The 16,981-nt window shown below is 62.1% G+C and carries 15 protein-coding genes and 1 tRNA gene; 8 read left to right on the forward strand and 8 right to left on the reverse strand.

Annotated elements, in window-relative coordinates:
* The first annotated feature begins 94 nt into the window (after window positions 1-94).
* Window positions 95-589 carry a transcription elongation factor GreA gene (gene greA / locus AC6I97_RS17925; RefSeq protein ID WP_216924913.1) on the forward strand — a complete coding sequence of 165 codons (495 nt, stop codon included), beginning with the start codon at window positions 95-97 and terminating at the stop codon, window positions 587-589.
* Between the two features lie 135 nt (window positions 590-724).
* Here greA and AC6I97_RS17930 read toward each other — a convergent pair whose 3' ends face one another.
* From AC6I97_RS17930 to AC6I97_RS17945, 4 genes are read right to left on the reverse strand one after another with little or no spacing between them, the layout of a single operon-like run.
* Window positions 725-1,339 (reverse strand): rhomboid family intramembrane serine protease, encoded by a 615-nt coding sequence (locus AC6I97_RS17930; RefSeq protein ID WP_497945730.1) that lies wholly within the window; start codon window positions 1,337-1,339, stop codon window positions 725-727.
* A 14-nt stretch (window positions 1,340-1,353) separates the two neighbouring features.
* Window positions 1,354-2,592 carry a threonine ammonia-lyase gene (gene ilvA / locus AC6I97_RS17935; RefSeq protein WP_224091594.1) on the reverse strand — a complete coding sequence of 413 codons (1,239 nt, stop codon included), beginning with the start codon at window positions 2,590-2,592 and terminating at the stop codon, window positions 1,354-1,356.
* Between the two features lie 3 nt (window positions 2,593-2,595).
* Window positions 2,596-3,876 (reverse strand): AI-2E family transporter, encoded by a 1,281-nt coding sequence (locus tag AC6I97_RS17940; RefSeq protein ID WP_224166816.1) that lies wholly within the window; start codon window positions 3,874-3,876, stop codon window positions 2,596-2,598.
* 57 nt (window positions 3,877-3,933) lie between these two features.
* Complete coding sequence (locus AC6I97_RS17945; protein WP_497945731.1) at window positions 3,934-4,917, reverse strand: aldose 1-epimerase family protein; 984 nt, start codon at window positions 4,915-4,917, stop codon at window positions 3,934-3,936.
* 81 nt (window positions 4,918-4,998) lie between these two features.
* Between AC6I97_RS17945 and galT the strand changes: the two genes are divergently transcribed.
* The 3 genes from galT to AC6I97_RS17960 are packed head-to-tail and all read left to right on the forward strand — an operon-like array spanning window position 4,999 to window position 8,608.
* Window positions 4,999-6,159, forward strand: coding sequence for a galactose-1-phosphate uridylyltransferase (gene galT / locus AC6I97_RS17950; RefSeq protein WP_224166814.1), 1,161 nt, complete (start codon window positions 4,999-5,001; stop codon window positions 6,157-6,159).
* On the forward strand, window positions 6,156-7,316 hold the full coding sequence (galK, locus tag AC6I97_RS17955) for a galactokinase (RefSeq protein WP_497945733.1): 1,161 nt from the start codon (window positions 6,156-6,158) through the stop codon (window positions 7,314-7,316). The genes galT and galK overlap by 4 nt, the downstream gene beginning before the upstream one ends.
* Before the next feature lie 53 nt (window positions 7,317-7,369).
* Window positions 7,370-8,608 carry an acetyl-CoA C-acetyltransferase gene (locus AC6I97_RS17960; RefSeq protein ID WP_497945737.1) on the forward strand — a complete coding sequence of 413 codons (1,239 nt, stop codon included), beginning with the start codon at window positions 7,370-7,372 and terminating at the stop codon, window positions 8,606-8,608.
* Between the two features lie 92 nt (window positions 8,609-8,700).
* Here AC6I97_RS17960 and AC6I97_RS17965 read toward each other — a convergent pair whose 3' ends face one another.
* Entirely contained in the window at window positions 8,701-9,624 is a 924-nt protein-coding gene (locus tag AC6I97_RS17965; protein WP_224091585.1) for a Bax inhibitor-1/YccA family protein, read from the reverse strand.
* Between the two features lie 279 nt (window positions 9,625-9,903).
* On the opposite strand from AC6I97_RS17965, the gene AC6I97_RS17970 reads away from it, so the two are divergent.
* The 4 genes from AC6I97_RS17970 to AC6I97_RS17985 are packed head-to-tail and all read left to right on the forward strand — an operon-like array spanning window position 9,904 to window position 14,107.
* Window positions 9,904-11,301, forward strand: coding sequence for a branched-chain amino acid ABC transporter permease (locus tag AC6I97_RS17970; RefSeq protein ID WP_497945739.1), 1,398 nt, complete (start codon window positions 9,904-9,906; stop codon window positions 11,299-11,301).
* A gap of 9 nt (window positions 11,302-11,310) precedes the next feature.
* Window positions 11,311-12,279: a branched-chain amino acid ABC transporter permease gene (locus tag AC6I97_RS17975; protein ID WP_216924904.1), complete on the forward strand. Its 969-nt coding sequence runs from the start codon at window positions 11,311-11,313 to the stop codon at window positions 12,277-12,279.
* Complete coding sequence (locus tag AC6I97_RS17980; RefSeq protein ID WP_396133576.1) at window positions 12,276-13,340, forward strand: ABC transporter ATP-binding protein; 1,065 nt, start codon at window positions 12,276-12,278, stop codon at window positions 13,338-13,340. Before AC6I97_RS17975 ends, AC6I97_RS17980 begins: the two co-directional genes overlap by 4 nt.
* Entirely contained in the window at window positions 13,337-14,107 is a 771-nt protein-coding gene (locus tag AC6I97_RS17985) for an ABC transporter ATP-binding protein (RefSeq protein ID WP_224091581.1), read from the forward strand. The genes AC6I97_RS17980 and AC6I97_RS17985 overlap by 4 nt, the downstream gene beginning before the upstream one ends.
* A gap of 210 nt (window positions 14,108-14,317) precedes the next feature.
* On the opposite strand, the gene AC6I97_RS17990 is transcribed toward AC6I97_RS17985, so the two are convergent.
* The 3 genes from AC6I97_RS17990 to AC6I97_RS18000 all read right to left on the reverse strand — a co-directional run bounded on the left by AC6I97_RS17990 (window position 14,318) and on the right by AC6I97_RS18000 (window position 16,927).
* Window positions 14,318-15,673: an ABC transporter substrate-binding protein gene (locus AC6I97_RS17990; protein ID WP_224166810.1), complete on the reverse strand. Its 1,356-nt coding sequence runs from the start codon at window positions 15,671-15,673 to the stop codon at window positions 14,318-14,320.
* Window positions 15,674-15,911: 238 nt separating this feature from the next.
* A tRNA-Leu gene (locus AC6I97_RS17995) sits at window positions 15,912-15,985 on the reverse strand.
* A 21-nt stretch (window positions 15,986-16,006) separates the two neighbouring features.
* A complete protein-coding gene (locus AC6I97_RS18000) occupies window positions 16,007-16,927 on the reverse strand; it encodes an N-acetyltransferase (protein WP_497945741.1) in 921 nt (306 codons plus the stop codon).
* Window positions 16,928-16,981: the final 54 nt, after the last annotated feature.

The raw sequence follows: 16,981 nt of genomic DNA on the forward strand, positions 1-16,981 counted from the left end.
GGATGAAACCTTCACCCCGTTAAGTTGGTTACTGAGTTTCACGAGTGGCCACCTCGGCGGGGTCTTTGCTTTGTCAGATCAAGAGGAGAAATCCGTGTCTACCACCAACAGCGCCACAGCAGCTTGGCTTACCCAGGAAGCTTTCGACCGCTTGAAGGCTGAGCTGGACCACCTTTCCGGCGCTGGCCGGGCGGAAATCGTCCAGAAGATCGAAGCCGCCCGCCAGGAAGGCGACCTCAAGGAAAACGGCGGATACCACGCAGCCAAGGAAGAGCAGGGCAAGATTGAAGCCCGCATCCGTCAGCTCACCGCGCTCCTGCGCGATGCCCAGGTGGGCGAAGCTCCTGCCGATGACGGAATCGTAGAACCTGGCATGTTGGTTGTTGCCCGCATCGCCGGGGACGAAGAGACGTTCCTGCTCGGCTCCCGCGAGATCGCCGGCGACTCCGACCTCGATGTCTTCAGCGAGAAGTCTCCGCTGGGTGCCGCCATCATCGGCCATAAGGAGGGCGACAAGCTCAGCTACACCGCCCCCAACGGCAAGGAAATTCCGGTGGAGATCGTTTCCGCCAAGCCGTACGTCGCCTAAGCAGCGCCAAAAAGCCCGACGCCGGTCCACCCCTTCGCAGGGTGGGCCGGCGTTTTTCGTGCCTGCCTCCCCAACTAGGTCGCAGTTAAGCGCGTTTTGGGCGTTCAAAACGCGCTCTGCTGCGACCTAGTTGGCTCATGCTGCGAGCTTGGACTTGGGACGCAACAGGATGGCCGCGACAATCCCTCCCAAGGCTCCGCCCAAATGGGCCTGCCACGAAATAAAGCCCATGACGGTGGGCAGCACCCCGAAGAGGATGCTGCCGTACGCCATGAAGAGGACCACGGACAGCAGAATCTGCCACCAGTTCCTGTTGAAGAATCCCCTGACCAGCAGGAACGCGAAGAACCCGAACACCAGCCCCGACGCTCCCACCGTGACTCCTCCTCCACCAATCAGCCATACCATCAGGCCTGAACCCAGCCAGCTGAAGGCCAAGGCTGTGAGGAAGACCCTGATACCGGCCAGGAAAACCAGGAAACCGAAGATGATGAGGGGCAGGGTGTTGGACAGCAAGTGGTTGAGGTTCGCGTGCAGCAGCGGGAACGTCAGGATGTCCAGCACTCCGTCCATGCTGCGGGAACGAAGCCCAAAAGTACCGTTAAGGCCATGCCTCATCAGCGTGTTCAGGAACTCGATGACGTACAGCAGGATCACGAAGCTGCCCATGAACAGCAGGCCGCCCTTGGCTCGGCCCGCGAGTGTCTCCTTGGCCTCGGCCTTGGATCCATCAGGCGTTTCGAGCACCATGTCCGCGACTCCCGTCAGTGCACCACGATCGGCTGGAAGCCTTCGGCCCTCAAGGCGCCGAGGACCTGCTCGCCATGTTCGTGGCCCTTCGTTTCCAGGTTGATGGTGATGGAGACATCGCCCATGCTGATGGAACCACCCAGGCGCGTGTGGTCCAGGCCTGTGACGTTGGCGTCGTTTTCGGCAATGATTCGGGCGATCGTCGCCAGTGAGCCCGGGCGGTCATCCAGCATCATTCGAACCGTCATGAACCGGCCCGCCGCCGACAGACCGCGCTGGATGACCTTGAGCATCAGCATCGGATCGATGTTGCCGCCGGAAAGCACGACGGCGGTGTTCCCCGGGTTTTCGATCTTGCCATCCATCAGGGCGGCTACTCCCACCGCGCCTGCCGGCTCCACGACCATCTTGGCCCGTTCCAGCAGGAAGATCAGGGCCCGGGCAAGGGAATCCTCGCTCACGGTCACAACATCGTCCACGAGCTCGCGGATGATGCTGAAAGGAAGTTGCCCCGGCCGGCCTACGGCGATGCCATCAGCCATGGTGGAAACCTTTTTCAGCGGCACCAGGGCGTCCGCAGCGAGGGACGGAGGATAAGCGGCCGCATTTTCGGCCTGCACTCCGATGACCCGGATCTCGCGGCCGAGCTCTTTGGCCCGTGCCTTGATGGCCACTGCGACGCCTGCAAGCAGTCCGCCGCCGCCGACGCCCATGAGGATGGTGTCCACGTTGGGGATCTGGTCCAGGATCTCCAGTCCGATGGTGCCCTGGCCGGCGACGACGTCCACGTTGTCAAAGGGGTGCACAAAGACTGCGCCTGTTTCGTTGGCGTAGCGCTGGGCTTCAGCCAAAGCCTCATCCACGTTGTGGCCGTGAAGGATGACTTCGGCGCCATGGCTGCGCGTTGCAGCAAGCTTGGGCAGCGCGACACCGAGCGGCATATAGATGCGCGCGTTGATGCCAAGGCTCTTTGCGGCTACGGCTACGCCCTGGGCGTGGTTGCCTGCAGAGGCAGCCACCACTCCGCGCTTCTTCTCGGCATCAGTCAGGCGTGCCATCCGTACGTAGGCGCCACGGACCTTGAAGGATCCGGCACGCTGCAGGTTCTCGCATTTGAAGAAGACATTGCCGCCCACGAGGCTGCCCAGCGCACGGGACGACTCCACTGGAGTCTTCGTAATAATGCCCTCGAGCAGCTCCTGCGCCTTGAGGACATCGTCCAGCGTGACGGGCAGGGTATCGAGGGTATTCACTGACTATTCTCCTTTGTTGGTGTCAACTGCAGGCTCCTGGACGGAGGTGTTATCTGCGGCCTTGGTCTTGCCGGCAGCGCTGCTGCCGCTGCGGGATCCGGCTCCAGGAAGGTGGACTTCCTTGAAGTTGGAGTCGCCATCAGTTTCCGACGATGCGTCTCCAGGCTGCAGCTCGGCCGCGCCCAATCCTTCATCATGTTCCCACGTCCGGCCGGCAATGTAGCGAACCGCCGTGTTTACTACGGCGAGCAGCGGAACTGCGAACAATGCTCCGGGAATGCCCGCGAGATAGGATCCGGCAGCTACCGAAAGGATCACTGCCACGGGATGGAGGGCCACAGCCTTACCCATGACCAGCGGCTGGAGGATGTGGCTTTCAAGCTGCTGGACCAGCAGGACGATGGCCAGCATGATCAGCGCATTCACGGGTCCGTTCGCCACAAGGGCCAGCAGGACGGCGATCGCACCGGTGACCAGCGCACCCACCACGGGAATGAACGAACCAATGAACACCAGGACTGCAAGCGGAAGCGCGAGCGGAACCTGGATGATCGCGGCACCGGCTCCGATGCCCACGGCGTCGACGAAGGCAACGAACATCTGAATCCGCACATAGCTGACCATGGAGGTCCAGCCGCGCCGTCCTGCACCATCAGCGGCCCTTCGGGCTGTCTTGGGCAGGAGCCGGACCAGGAAGCCCCAGATACGGCTGCCTTCGAGCAGGAAGAAGATCAGGATGAACAGGGCCAGGACCAATCCGGCGGCAAAGTGTCCGGCCGTGCTGCCAAAGGACAGGGCACCGCTAAGGATGCTGCTGCTGTTGTCCTGCAGGGCTGTGACGCCGTCGGAAATGTACTGGTCAATTTGGTCTGCTGTCAGGTGCAGGGGGCCGGCAGACAGCCAGTCCTGGATCTGCTGGATTCCCGTCAGCGCCTCGGTCCAAAGCTCCCCGAATCCTGAGACAAGTTGCCTGCCGACCAGCGCAAGGGCACCCCCGATAACCCCGATGAAACCCAACACTGTGATGGCCACCGCCGCACCGTTGGGCAGATTCCGCTTCCGTAGCCAGAGCACCACCGGGTAGAGGAGTCCGGCCAGGAGGGCCGCCACCATCACCGGAATGATGAGGAAGCTGACCTTGCCCAGCAGCCAGACCAGAGCGCCGATCATCAGCAGGATCAGGCCCATGCGCCACGACCATGCGGCCGCAATGCGCACCCCGTAGGGAATGTCCTGGGCTATTTGTCGGTCAGAACGTGATTTGGCGTCCGGTGTTGGCGTCATGAACCCATAATTCCGCAGCCCGCCCAGTATGGGAAACCGGCCCGCCGCGCAGGTGGCCTAGATGGAGGCGGTAATCCCCCACGCCATGGTGAAGGTCTCCCCCGGCGCAAGCCAACGCAAGCCATCCCCGCTGTTAAAGGCGTTGGCTGGACCGGTCATGGGCTCAATAGCGACTACTTTTGATCGCCCAGGGAAGGTGTCCGTGACGAACACGTGGACATACTGGCAGTTCTTGTCCTGCTCCAGCGACACACTGCGTCCATCCGGCGCGGTCAGCGTATGGCGGGCCACACCGTCGTCGAACGTCAGGTCCGTCAAGGCGACGTCAATGTCCAAGCTGCCCAGCGCCCGACCTGCAGAAAGGTCAAAATCGCCCTCCACCTCAGCGGCGCTGCGGGGAATCAATCGCTCGTCCGCTACCAGGCGGGTGGCTGCCTTGACGGTCAGGACCAAATCTTCGGCGGCCACCTCCCCCAGCCGGAGATAGGGGTGGGCGCCCAGGACCACGGGAGCATCGTCCTGGGAATCGTTGACCATCGTCTGTGAGACACGAAGGTCCAGGTTTTCGTCGAGCTCATACCGAACGATGTGCCGGACAAGGAAAGGGTATCCGTGCTGGGGGAAGACAGTTGCTTCCAGTGTCACCGAGAACTCGGACTCGTCCACCAGGGTGTAGCCCGTGTTCCGGAGAAGTCCGTGGCTGGCGTTGTTGCGTGAGACCTCGGTGATATCGAGCTGCTGCTTCTTGCCGTTGAGGTACCAGACGCCATCCTCCACCCGGTTGGCCCACGGGGCGAGCGTGATGCCTGTGGCGCCTGGCGGAATCTCGGCATCACCATAACTTTCGGTGAGTTGGACGCCTCCGCGGGAGTACAGCCGAAGGCCTGCAGCAAGCTCGGTCACGACGGCGAGCGCATCGTCCCGCCGAAGCTCGAATTGGCGGCCTGTGGCGAAGCGGCGGGGTGCTGATTCGGCCGGGCTTTGGGCGTCTGGCAACGATGCAGGGGGCGGAGAGGCAGGCATGGCAATACCGTACTGCATGCCTGCTCACTTCCCCGGATCAACTTGTTAACTTTTGTTTGAAACTATGCGTTTTTGATTACTTTGTGGGATGATGGACCCATGATCCGTATGACCCACACCCGCCTCGCTGACAGCCGTGAGTTGATCTACTTTGACGACCCCGGAACTCCCGAGCGCACACCGGACTCGCTGGTGGACCACCGCGGGCTTCCGGCACGTGGCGAGCCCGGAGAGGTCAGATACGACGCCCTGTCCGGCGAATGGGTAGCAGTGGCCGCCCATCGCCAAAGCCGCACCCACCTCCCCCCGGCCCACCAATGTCCTATCTGCCCCACCACTGCTGATAACCCATCCGAGATCCCCGCCCCGGATTATGACGTCGTGGTGTTCGAAAACCGATTCCCCTCACTGGGACCGGCACTGGGCGACATCCCGGAGATCCCCCGCAACGGACTCGCCGGCCACGGGGTCACCGGGCCCGCCTTCGGTCGCTGCGAAGTTGTGGCCTTCACGCCGCAGCACACCGGATCCTTCGCCGAATTGGGAGAGACCCGCGCCCGCACCGTCATCGAGGCATGGGCGCAACGTACAGAGGCGTTAAGTGCCCTGCCCGGCATCAAGCAGGTCTTCCCCTTCGAGAACCGCGGCGCCGATATCGGAGTCACGCTGCACCACCCCCACGGCCAGATTTACGCCTACCCCTACGTCACGCCCCGGGCTGCCACTCTGGGCGCGATAGCCCGCAAATACTACGACGACGTCGACGCGAAAGAAACGCTCGGCGCGTCACTGCTCAAAGCAGAACGCGAGGATGGCAGCCGCATGGTCCTCGAAGCCAAGCACTTCAGTGCCTACGTGCCTTTCGCCGCCCGCTGGCCTCTGGAAATTCATCTGGTCCCCCACCGCAGCGTCCCTGACCTCGCTGCCCTGACGGGTGAAGAACGCGACGAGCTCTCCCACGTCTACCTGGACCTGCTGAAGCGGCTTGATGCCCTCTACCCCACGCCCATGCCGTATATCTCCGCCTGGCACCAGGCACCGCTGGACCCGGCCCTGCGCCCCGCCGGCCAGTTGCACCTGCAGCTGACTTCACCGCGCCGCGCTGCCGATAAGCTCAAGTACCTGGCAGGCTCCGAAGCAGCCATGGGCGCGTTCATCAATGACACCACCCCCGAAGCTGTGGCGCAGCGACTCCGCGATGTCGCCGCAGCCGCCGACACCACACAGTTGACCGACACCCTGGAAGGCACCCGAGCATGAGCACCACCACTGACACCAGCGTGCTTTCGGCCCGCTTCCAGGAAACTTTCGGCTCAGTTCCCGACGGCGTGTGGCAGGCACCGGGGCGCGTGAACCTGATCGGTGAACACACGGATTACAACGAGGGCTTCGTCCTGCCGTTCGCCATTGATAAGACGGCCAAGGTGGCTGTTCGGGTTCGTACGGACTCCACGGTGCGGCTGCTGTCCCTGTTCGGTGGCCACGGCTTGGTGGAGGCGGACCTCTCAAACCTGGAGCCGGGATCCGGCAACGGTTGGTCGCGCTACCCGCTCGGCGTTGCCTGGGCTTTGAAAGAGCGTGGCATCGACGTTCCCGGTTTTGACCTGCTGCTCGATTCGGACGTGCCGCTGGGTGCCGGGCTCTCGTCTTCCCACGCAATCGAATGTGCCGTCATTTCCGCCCTCAACGACCTCACAGGGGCAGGTTTAGGCGCAGAGGATCTGGTGCTTGCCACCCAGCGCGCTGAGAACGTGTTCGTCGGCGCACCCACCGGCATCATGGACCAGTCAGCTTCACTGCGCGGAGCCAAGGGTCATGCCGTGTTCCTGGATTGCCGGGACCAGCACGTTGACCTTGTCCCCTTCGACGCCGAGGCATCGGGCCTGGTCCTGCTGGTCATCGATACGAAGGTGTCGCATTCACACGCCGACGGCGGTTACGCCTCCAGGCGCGCCTCCTGCGAGTTGGGTGCCGAAATTCTCGGCGTCAAAGCACTGCGCGACGTCGGCGTGGAATCCTTGGAGGAAGCCGCTGGCTTGCTGGATGAGACAACCCTTCGCAGGGTCCGGCACGTCGTCACCGAAAACAACCGGGTACTCCAGACCGTGGAAACCCTCAACAGCGAAGGCCCGGCCAGCATTGGTGCGTTGCTGGACGCCAGCCATATGTCCATGCGCGACGACTTCGAGATCTCCTGCCCCGAGCTGGACCTCGCGGTGGAGACATCCCGGGCCAACGGCGCGATCGGCGCCCGCATGACCGGCGGAGGTTTCGGCGGCTCTGCCATCGCCCTGACTCCGGTAGGCCGGGAGCAGCAGGTGCGCGACGCCGTCGTGCGTTCCTTCACTGAGAGCGGCTTTACCGCCCCTGACATCTTCACGGTGACTCCGGCAGCAGGCGCCCTTCGCTTGGCTTGACCGCCCATGCTTACGCCCGTCTTCATTCCAGATGCCGGGCGTAAGCTGGGGCCATGACTGAGGCTGTCATCGTTTCCACTGCCAGAAGTCCAATCGGGCGGGCCTTCAAAGGCTCCCTCAAGGACGAACGCCCCGACGACCTTGCGACCGCCATGGTGCAGGCCGCATTCGCGAAAGTTCCAGGTTTCGATCCTGCCGCCGAAGATGGAGGCGGCCTTGATGACATCCTGCTGGGATGCGCCGAACCCAGCGGCGAAGCGGGCTCCAACATGGCCCGCGTCGTCGCTGTCCTTGCAGGACTGGACCGCGTACCGGCGGCGACCATCAACCGGTTCTGCGCGTCCAGCCTCCAGACTCTTCGCATGGCATTCCACGCCATCAAGGCCGGTGAAGCGAACGCGATCGTCTCGGCCGGCGTGGAAAGTGTCTCGAGATACCAGAATTGGGCAGGGGCCGGACAGACCGACGCCGGCAACCACAACCCACTTTTCGAATCAGCAGCCCAGCGGACAGCTGCCCGGGCGGCGTCGAACATTCCCTGGACGGATCCGCGGCTTGGCGGGAGGCTTCCCGATATCTATATCGCCATGGGCCAGACAGCCGAGAATGTGGCCACCAGCTACGGAATAGGCCGGGCAGAGCAGGACGAGTGGGGCGTGCTGAGCCAGAATCGCGCCGAAGCTGCCATCGCCTCGGGCTTCTACGCCCGCGAAATCACACCATACACGCGCAAGGACGGGACCCTGGTTGAGCAGGATGACTCCCCGAGGGCAGGAGTGACCTTGGAAGCCGTATCCGCCCTTGAGCCCGTTTTCCGGCCCCAAGGTACAGTAACCGCGGGCAATGCGTGCCCCTTGAACGATGGTGCCGCCGCCGTCCTGGTCATGAGTGACTCCCGTGCGCGCGAGCTTGGACTACAACCGCTCGCGCGCGTTGTCTCCACCGCCGTTTCAGCCCTCTCACCCGAGCTCATGGGCATGGGGCCAGTTGAGTCAACGCGGCGGGCGTTGGCACTGGCAGGACTGACGATTGACGATATCGACCTCGTGGAACTCAACGAAGCCTTTGCGGTCCAAGTGGTTGCCAGCGCCCGTGAACTGGGCATCGACCCACAGAAGCTCAACGTCCACGGCGGCGCCATTGCCTTGGGCCACCCCTTCGGCATGACTGGAGCACGCATGACCACTACGCTCCTCAATGGCTTGAAAGAACGCGACGGAACCCTTGGCCTGGCCACATTATGCGTGGGAGGCGGCCAGGGAATGGCTGTTGTTTTCGAACGCCTGGGTTGAGGCCTTCTGGGACGGCGCCCATGGTTGAACCCGTTTAGACAAAAAATGCCCCCGAAATAATTTCGGGGGCATTTTCCTGAACCCGGGCGGACTTAGTCGTCGCCGCGCAGAATCGCCAGGAGCCGAATGATTTCGACGTAGAGCCAAACCAGGGTGACGGTCAGGCCGAAGGCAGCGATCCAGGAGTAGCGCTCCGGGGCGCCGGCACGGACGCCTTCTTCGATGCTGGTGAAGTCCATGATGAGCGAGAAAGCTGCCAAGCCAATCGCCAGGATGCCGATGAAGACACCCAGCGGGATGCCTGCAATCGTGATACTCGTGCGCAGGCCGAACGGTTCCTGGACCGCGCCGGTCCACATCATGACGAGGTTGATCAGCGCAAAGACCGCGTAGCCGATGGTGGCGATCATGAAGAAGCGCACCATCTTGGGCGTTGCCCGGACCTTACCGCTCTTGAACAGCAGCAGCGTAACGCCGAAGACGGCCAGCGTGCCGATGACCGCTTGGAGGCCCACGCCCGGGAACATTCCGTCAAGAATCCGGGTCAGGCCACCGAGGAAGAGTCCCTCAAGGCCCGCATAGGCCAGGATCAGCGCGGGAGAAGGCTGCTTCTTGAAGGTATTGACCAGTGCCAGGACGAAACCGCCCAGTGCACCGACAATCATGAGCATCGTGGACAGGCCCGGAGCCACAAAGAGCGTGATGCCGGCGCCGACGACCAGGGCCACAAGGCACGCGACGGTCTTCATGATGACGTCGTCGTAGGTCATCCGCCCGGTTTCGGCGGGTCCTGCTGCAGGCTGGTTGTACATCTGCTGCAGTTGTTCGTTGGTCATGTTCTGCTGCGGAGCGGACCAAGCTGACTGGGCGTCGAGGACCTGTCCGGGCGCGCGGCCAGGTGCCTGGTTAAACTGTTGGCCGTACGGGTTGGAGTACGGATTTTGCGGAACAGGCGGTGCCTGTTTGGCTCCACGGAAATTCTTTCCGTTGAAGATAGGGTTTCCGCCAAGTGCCATTGCGGGTGTCCTCCTGAAAAAGGGCTAAGTGATAATTCACGGTACCAATTACCACGCGCCCAAGGCAGGGAAAGTTCCCTTGTTCACCCAGACGAAACTCAACCGTGACACGAATGTGGAAGATTGCTTGTTGCCTATAGCTTCACAGTTGTTATCCGATCGCGATCTTCTGACCTCTATGCTGTGCATTTTTTAGCCGCACCGAGCGGTAACATAGGCCACACATGGGTGACTTAGATCACAATCGAGGCAGCTAGGCAAGAACTGTTCACAAGCCCCATGACCGTTCGCACCGGCTGCAATGGCGCAGCCGGGACCACCCCCACTGTGGAGGTTTCCATTTTGAGAAGCACACTGCGCGACCCGTCCATGAGACGGTCCAAGGGACTGCAGAGAGCCGTGGGGGCGTTCTTCGCAGCCCTCATTGCCGCTCTGTTGATCGCCGCCCCCTCGGCGGAGGCTACCACCCCCTCGCCTTCGCCATCCCCAACGAATTTCCAGAACAATATCAGCGGCTTCCTCCGCGACGACGCCCGTGCTCCCATACCGGGCGTGAAGATCAAGGCCTCGGGCAACGGATTCGAAGGCGAAGCAACCTCCGGAGCCAACGGCGCCTGGAGCATTGGCGTCCCGGTGCAGGGCACGTACAGGGTTGAGCTGGATACCTCCACCTTGCCGGAGGGCATCAAGCTGGCCGACGGCCAGGAGAATCCCCGCGATGTCACGTTCAACCAAACGTCCAACCTGTCGGTGATCTTCGCGTTCGGCAAAGGCATCGTCGTCCAGCAGCAGGACTTCGGCCAAAACCTCCTCAATCGCCTCGTTGCAGGACTGAGCTTCGGCCTGCTCCTGGCACTTGCCTCCGTGGGATTGTCCCTCATCTTCGGTACCACAGGCCTTACCAACTTCGCCCACGGCGAGATGGTAACCATGGGCGCTGTCTTGGTGTTCATGTTCAACGGTTTTGGTTTGCCGTTCTGGCTGGCCATCCTGCTCTCGCTGATCGGCGGCGGGCTCTTCGGGTATGTCCAGGATGCCGGGCTCTGGCGGCCTCTGCGACGGCGCGGCTCGGGCCTGGTGCCCATGATGATTGTCAGCATCGGCCTGGCACTGGCTATCCGCTACGTCATCCAGTTCTTCTTTGGCGGCGCAACCCAACAGCTGCCCGGAGCCCAAAGCGCCGAAGTCCAGATCGGGCCCATCTCCATCTCTCCGAACAACCTGTGGTCCCTGTTGATCAGTGCCGTGGTGATTGCCCTGATCGGCATCGTCCTGTTGAAGACCCGTCTGGGTAAAGCAACCCGGGCGGTGGCAGACAATCCTGCCCTGGCGGCTGCTTCCGGCATCGACGTCGACTCGGTCATCCGGCTCGTGTGGATTGTTGGCGGCGTCCTCGCTTCCCTCGGCGGCATCCTGTGGGCCTACTACCGGCCTGGCGTGACCTTCGACATGGGCTCGCAAATCCTGCTGCTCATCTTCGCCGGCGTGACGCTCGGTGGCCTGGGAACTGTCTTCGGTGCCCTGATCGGCTCCATCGTCGTCGGGATCTTCGTGGAGTTGACGACTGTCTTTGGCCTCCCTGCCGACCTCAAGTACGTTGGCGCCTTGTTCATCATGATTGTTGTCCTTCTGTTCCGACCGCAGGGTATCCTCGGCCGGCGTGAGCGTGTGGGTTAGGAGCGGGCCATGGACTTCGGATTTATTCTTTCCAGCGCCCTTGGCGAATTGTTCAGCCCGACGACGGCGGCCTACGCACTTGCTGCTCTGGGCCTCGCCGTCCACTTCGGCTACTCAGGCCTTTTGAACTTCGGCCAGGCCGGATTCATGGCAGTGGGAGCCTACGGCTTCGCCATCTCCACGTTGACCTTCAAGACGCCGTTCTTCATCGGGCTGCTTATCGCGGTCCTGTGTTCGGTGATCTTCGCCTTTATCCTGGGCATTCCGACCCTGCGCCTGCGGGCGGACTACCTCGCTATCGTCACGATCGCGGCAGCAGAAATTGTGCGTTACGTTGTCACTACCAACCAGCTCACCAGCGTCACGGGTTCGGCAAACGGACTGGCCGCGTTCGAGGGTGGCTTCTACTCCATGAATCCCTTCCCCGAGGGGTCCTACATGGGCATGAACAACCGTGACTTCTTCATCCGCGTTGTCGGTTGGGGCCTGGTCATTATTTGCTGCCTGCTTGTCTGGCTGCTGATGCGCAGCCCATGGGGCCGCGTCCTGAAGGGCATCCGCGAGGACGAGAACGCCGTTCGGTCACTTGGTAAGAACGTCTACTCCTACAAGATGCAGGCCCTTATCATCGGCGGCATCCTGGGTGCCCTTGCAGGCATGATCTTCACCCTCCCCCGCGGCGCCGTCCAACCGTCCAACTACGGCACGGAGCTCACGTTCTTCCTTTGGACCTGTCTCCTGCTCGGCGGCATGGCAACCGTCCTGGGCCCGGTGATCGGAGCCATGATCTTCTGGGTAGTGCTCTCGCTGACGCAGAGCCTGCTTTATGGGCTCATCGAATCCGGAGTCATCACCTGGCTGACCACCGTTCAGGCCGGCCAGCTGCGCTACATCCTTGTTGGTGTGGCCCTGATGCTCCTGATGATCTTCCGCCCGCAAGGCGTCTTCGGCAATAAGAAGGAGCTTGCTTTCGCATGAGTGAGACCAACGAACACAACAGCAACAACCCAATGAACCCAGCTACGCCTTCCAGCAGTGGTAGTTCTGCCCACCGCGCTACGCCAAGCGACGAGGCAGGCATCGACTACATGACCGATTCCCGCCCCATTGCGGTCGGGGAAAACACCCCCGGCTGCAAAAAGCGCGATCCGATCGTCGTGGCCGAAAACGTCACCCGTTCCTTCGGCGGCATCAACGCCGTGGACGTGGAATACCTGGAGATCCCGCGCCACAAGATCACTGCATTGATCGGGCCGAACGGTGCCGGCAAGACCACACTGTTCAACCTGCTCACCGGCTTCGACACGCCAAACACGGGCAAGTGGCAGTTCGAAGGAAACAGCATTGCCGGCGTCTCGTCCTACAAAGTGGCACGCATGGGCATGGTGCGGACATTCCAGCTGACCAAAGTCATGGGCAAGCTGACAGTCATGGAAAACATGCGGCTCGGTGCCGCGGACCAGCCAGGCGAGCGTCTTTCCAAAGCCCTGTTCAAGGGCATCTGGGGTGGCCGCGAGAAGGAGATCACAGCACAGGCACACGTGCTCTTGGAGAAGTTCAAGCTGGACACCAAGAAGGATGACTACGCCGCTTCACTCTCCGGCGGCCAGCGTAAGCTCCTGGAAATGGCACGGTCCCTCATGGTCAGGCCCAAGCTCGTCATGCTCGACGAGCCGATGGCCGGCGTGAACCCGGCACTGACGCAGTCCCTCCTGGACCACATCAAGAACCTCAAGGCTGAAGGCATGACGGTCCTGTTCGTGGAGCACGACATGAACATGGTGCGCCACATCGCAGACTGGGTAGTGGTCATGGCAGAAGGAAAGATCGTGGCCGAAGGGCCTCCCGGCGAGGTCATGAAGAACCCTGCCGTGATCGACGCCTACCTTGGCGCACACCACGACGTCGACCTCGGCGACGCAGAAGGCATCAAGGTGCTCGAAGCAGAACTCGAGGCCGACGAAGAGTCGGTGGTGGGAACGGAAGACGCAGGTATCCTCTCCGACATCGTAGAAACCAAGAAGGAGGACGGGAAATGAGCAGCACCAGCGCAATGCCCGCCTCAGCAGATGCACCCGCCAGCGATTCCGTCGTCAAAGTCACCAACCTCGTGGCTGGCTACATTCCTGGCGTCAACATCCTCAACGGTTGCTCCATCGAGGCCCGCAAGGGTGAACTGATTGGAATTATCGGCCCCAACGGCGCCGGTAAGTCCACCCTGCTGAAAGCCATGTTCGGCCTGGTCAAGGTCCACTCCGGCACTGTGGTGGTCAGAGGGCAGGATCTCACCGGTCTGAAGGCCAACAAGCTTGTCACGCAGGGCGTCGGTTTTGTACCCCAGACCAACAACGTCTTCGCCACGCTCACCATCGAAGAGAACCTCCAGATGGGCATGTTCCAGCGGCCCAAGGACTTCGCCGAGCGGTTCGACTTCGTTGCCAGCCTCTTCCCCGAACTGGCCAAGCGACGTGCCCAGCGGGCCGGTTCCCTCTCAGGCGGTGAGCGTCAGATGGTAGCCATGGGGCGGGCACTCATGATGGATCCCGCGGTACTCCTGCTCGACGAGCCATCGGCGGGCCTCTCCCCCGTCAAGCAGGACGAGACGTTCCTGCGGGTCCATGAGATCAACCGCGCTGGCGTCTCAGTCATCATGGTGGAACAGAACGCGCGGCGCTGCCTGCAGATCTGCGACCGCGGCTATGTCCTGGACCAAGGGAAGGACGCCTACACGGGCACGGGTCGCGAACTCATGAAGGACCCCAAGGTCATCCAGTTGTACCTGGGAACCCTGGCCGACGAGGTCTAGGAGCCGCATCACGCACGCACGGAGGGCCTTGGGTATACCCAGGGCCCTCCTTCATGTGCGGCCGTTGCGAGGCCCTCCTTCGTATGCCCGTTGCCAGGCCTGCTCTACGCCCACGCATACCAGCCCCACAACACACCCCTATGAAGCAGAACAGGTCCCCTTCCGAGAGGAAGGGGACCTGTTCCGGTTGCGGTCGAGTCAGGATTTGGCTTAGAGCTTGCCGAACTCTTCGCGGACCGGCTTGTAGGTGTTGTTGTCCTGGTATTCGTAGATACCGATGTACGCCTCGGTGGGGTCACCGGCGTCGGAGAACGTTACCGGACCCGACTGGCCGTCGTAGTCGATGTCCTTGCCCTGGCGAAGCAGGGTTACGCAGGAGGCGAAGTCGGTGCACTTCTCGCCACCTTGGGAAACGTCCTTGAGCTTGGCTGCAATGTCCGTGCCCTTGGTGCTCTTGGCAGCTTCAGAGGCCAGCGAGATCAGGTTCACGGCGTCGTAGGACTCGCCTGCGTAGCTGTAATCCTTCAGTGCAGGATCGATGGCGAGGAGCTTCTGCTTGAAGGCGTCCTTGGCGAACGTACCAGGGATGGTTCCCTGTGCGCCCTTCAAGGTGCCGGCCTGGAAGTCCTTGCTGTAGTCCGAGGTGTTGCCGTCAACCATGAACAGCTGCGTGGGCTTGATTCCCTTGCCGGTGATCAGGGGGACGATGCTCTTTGCCTGGTCGAAGGTGATCAGTGCGATTGCGTCGGGCTTGGCGGCGATGACCTTGTCCACCTGGCTGCTGAACTGCGAGTCACCCTCGTTGAAGAGTTCCTCGGCTACAACCTTGCCGCCAGCGGCCTCAAAGGCTTCCTTGACGTTCTTCTGCAGGCCCGTGCCGTAGGCGTCGTTGAGGACGATCATGCCCACGGTCTGGGCACCACAGGTAGCCATGTAGTTGCCCAGGACCTTGCCCTGCAGGACGTCGGAGGGAGCGGTACGCCAGTACAGGCCCTTGTCGTCCCATGTAGTGAAGTCAGGGGACGTGTTCGCCGGCGAGAACTGGATGACCCCAGCGCCCGTGATCTGGTTGATAACAGTCTTGGAAACACCGGACGAAGCCGCACCGATGATTGCGCTCACGCCCTGGCCCAGGAGGGCGGTGGTGGACTGGGTTGCGATGTCGGTCTTGGTGTCACCGGAGTCACGGTGCACAACGGCAACAGGAGCGCCCAGGACGCCGCCGGCATCATTGACTTCCTTGATACCGAGGTTGACGCCAGCAATTTCCGGTGGGCCGAGGAACGCGAGCGACCCCGTCGTCGGCAGCAGCGATCCAAGCTTGAGAGGAGTGGCGGTAGTGGTGGTCGAGGGAGGTACGGGTCCCGTGTTGGTAGCAGCCTGGCTGTTGCCGGCTCCCGCCCCTGCACTCGGAGCCGGGCAGGAGATGCCTGCAGCGGCGGCGGAACTGGACCCGGTCTGGCTTGGCGTGGAGGACCCACCACAAGCTGTGGCCAGGAGGGCAACCCCAATGCCAAGCGCTGTAAGCTTGGCGGCTCGGGGCGCCGCTTGGGAAAGATCAAACATTCGTTGTCTCCTCGATCGAAAGGTGCGAACTGCCTTTGATGCGATAACTCAGGTGTTCCTGATTAAGACTCAAACTAGTGCAATTGATCCGGGAAGATAAGTGATTCAGGTCACATCCCTATAACACTCGTTGCCTGTGGGGAATCTACGAGCCTGCTGGGAAAAGTATATGAAGAATGCGGCCAATAAACTGGGGCAAGAAAATGGAAGGAGAGGTAACCTCCTCCCCTTCCATTTGTGCCCCAGGTGGGACTCGAACCCACAACACGCGGATTTTAAGTCCGCTGCCTCTGCCAATTGGGCTACTGGGGCGCCCGCACCATGGTATCCCAGCTACACACGTTCGAATGGCGCCGCGTAGCGAAAGGTCCCCCGAACGCCGTCGGGCCATGCCGGAAGCGGCAGCAGCTGGAAGTGATCGCCCCAGGCAGCCTCGGGCGGTTCCACACCCAGGGAGGTGGCCGGAACGTAGCCGAAGCGCGGGTAGTACAGGGGGCTGCCCAACAAAGCTATGGCAGGCTCCCCTGCCGCCGTGGCACGCGCGGCGGTCTCACGCATGAGGGCCGAGCCGACGCCGCGTCGTTGAAACTGGGGAAGCACTCCGATGGGACCCAACCCCACAAGTTCCAGGTCGCCGATCCAGCCACGGGTACTGATGGCGTGGCCAACAATGTCCCCGCCGATCTCAGCTACGATGCTCAACTCTGGAATGTACTCGTCGCACTCGAAGAGCTCGCGCAGCAATCCAACCTCCAAGGGCGTCCCCTGGACCGGCTCGCCGGTCACTGGAGACACCGAAAAGGTCCGGGCGGTCAGTTCCAGGATTTCAGGACGGTCTTCTGGCCGCTCCGTCCGCAGGACCACTCCCCGGGCCAGCAAACGCAACACGTCCACAGCGCGGTCCGCTTCCACCACGGGGACCAGTAAGTGGTCATGATGAAAGCCCGCCAGGACGTTGCAGCTGATGCCTGCGTGCGTCAGCGCCGCACTCACGGCCGCCGTCAAACCCACGGCTTCCAAGGCGGAATGGATCTGGAGCGTGATCCAGGCGGCCACGAAATCGTAGGAAAGACCAAGCCTGTCCGCTTCGTCGCGCCGCAGCACCACGGTCAAACCTTCGGCCTCCCGGACGGCGGCCTCGATGTCGCCTTCCAGCGGTTTGCCGTGCGGCCAGAGAGCGTACACATAGTCACCATCCCTGATGACAGGATGCAGGGACTCCAGGAGGGTCTTCAGATCGGTTTCGCCAAGCATGGCAACAGCTTAAACGACGACGGCCACTCCCCTGAGGGAGCAGCCGTCGTCGGA

This window comes from Arthrobacter sp. TmtSoilC48 (assembly GCF_059739425.1).